The 1,142-nt window shown below is 38.0% G+C and carries 1 protein-coding gene; it reads left to right on the top strand.

Annotation, left to right across the window (positions count from 1 at the left end; all coding sequences use genetic code 11):
• On the top strand, positions 1 to 1,142 hold a 1,142-nt coding region (locus tag CYO89_RS05530; protein ID WP_141090721.1), incomplete at both ends, for an Ig-like domain-containing protein.

Consider the following 1,142-nt stretch of genomic DNA (forward strand, 5'->3'; position numbering starts at 1 on the left):
GTAAAAAGACTGAAAAACCAATCAACCAAGATGATATCGATAAAGGTAAGATTGATATCCCAGTTGATCTAAACCCAGGTAAAGATAACAACGTAACAGCAGAGATCATCAATCCAAATAACCCTAATAACCCAGGCAAGGATAGCAAGGTTATAGGTGAGGCTTCAAGCACTGTTAAAGTAACAATTGATGAGATCATCGATGATGTAACTGGTGGCGTAGTAAATGGCGATGTTAAAAATGGTCTAACAAACGATAACCTACCAACATTCAAAGGTAGTGCAGCACCAGGCGCAACAGTAGAAATTTACGAAAGCTTCTACACAACTACAGAAAAAACTCTAGTTGGTAAAACAGTAGCTGATGCTAATGGCAAATGGAGCTTTACCCCAACTGAAGCTATGGGTGATGGAGAGCACTACTTTGAAGCAGTTGCTACAGATAAAGTAGGCAATAAATCAACATCTGATAAAGTTTCACTTGATGTTGATACATTTGCAGACGCTCCTGTAATAGACGCTGTAAATGACAATGTAGATAGCCAAACTGGCAACGTTTTAGACGCTAAAACAAAAGTTGCTCTAACAAATGATAGCACACCAACTCTTGAAGGATATGCTGAGCCTGATTCAGTTATCACTATCTATGAGATTAGTGAGTTAAATGGCGAGAAAACAGCTATAGGAACAGTCACAGCTGATAATCATGGTGGTTGGAAATTTGAACTACCTGAACTAGGAGATGGTGAGTATAAATATACTACAAGAGCACAAGATAAAGCAGGAAATATCTCAGACTTCTCAGAGGTTGTAGTAGTTAATGCTGATCTAATAGCTCCATCAGAACCAACAATCACATTTGTTGAAGATGTAAATCCAAAAGATGGCAAGCTAAATAAAGCTGAAAATAGCAAAGATGGTGATAGCACTAGCACAAAAGCTCAAATTTCTGTCCCAGGTGATGCTGAAGAAAATGATGTGATCCACTACACTGTAAATGGTGAGGAAAAAACACATACTATTACTTACAATGACAGAGTAACTGGATATGTAGAGATCAAAGTACCAGTAGTTGATGGTAAAGCTTCAAGCGTAACAGCTAAGATCGTTGATCAAGCTGGTAATGCTAGTAAAGAAGTATCT

The organism is Campylobacter concisus, from assembly GCF_002913765.1.
Taxonomy (GTDB): Bacteria; Campylobacterota; Campylobacteria; order Campylobacterales; family Campylobacteraceae; genus Campylobacter_A; species Campylobacter_A concisus_BB.